This window comes from Mesorhizobium sp. M6A.T.Cr.TU.017.01.1.1 (genome assembly GCF_004023115.1).
GTDB classification, from domain to species: Bacteria; Pseudomonadota; Alphaproteobacteria; order Rhizobiales; family Rhizobiaceae; genus Mesorhizobium; species Mesorhizobium mediterraneum.
Genome location: NZ_RZTA01000272.1, coordinates 1 through 667, shown reverse-complemented (window position 1 = coordinate 667; position 667 = coordinate 1). Strand labels below are relative to the sequence as shown.

The window sequence follows — 667 nt, the reverse complement described above, 5'->3', positions numbered from 1 at the left end:
CAAAACACGATCCGCCATCCCGAATCTCCCTGCTCCAACCTTCACCACAGAATCACCGTTCGGCTTCTGTGCAAAGGTCTCCTTGTGGGAGAAGGTGGCCGAGCGAAGCTCGGTCGGATGAGGGGTGCTCCAGCTTGGCACTGCCGACACTCCGTCCAACACCCCTCAACCGTCTTGGCGCTACGCGCCAATCCACCTTCTCCCACAAGGGGAGAAGGATAAAACGCTGCGCTACCGCCCTTCGCGGTACCACATCGAGCCCAATGCCAGAAGCAGCAGGCCGAGGCCGAGGAATCCGCCGAACAGCGGCACGCGCGAGACCGCCTTCAGCACGCTGTCGTCGGTGGTGCGCAGGCCGATCCAGTCGTTGCCGCTCGCGGCGCCCGAAGCGCGGACCGGGACGACCGAGGGCAGCGTCACTCCGCCTGTGAGGTTGCCGACGGTCGACCCAAGCGCCGATGATGGCGCCAGCCGGCGCACGCTGCCGCCGGTGGCCTCGGCCGGCGCTTTCAGCCGGCCCTCGGTGGAGACGACGTCGGTGAATTCAGGCGCATTGACCGGGCCGACATGGGCAAGCGCCTTCAGGTCGCCATTGCCGACCTGGTAGAGGCCGATCTCATTGGTCTCGATGCTGCCCAGGAAGACGCCGGGCTCGGCCCTCTCGAGC

The 667-nt window shown here is 66.3% G+C and carries 1 pseudogene; it reads right to left on the bottom strand.

Features of this window, described 5'->3' with window-relative positions:
• Positions 1-231: 231 nt before the first annotated feature.
• Positions 232-667 (bottom strand): annotated as a pseudogene (locus EOB36_RS33940) (hypothetical protein); the annotation flags it as partial.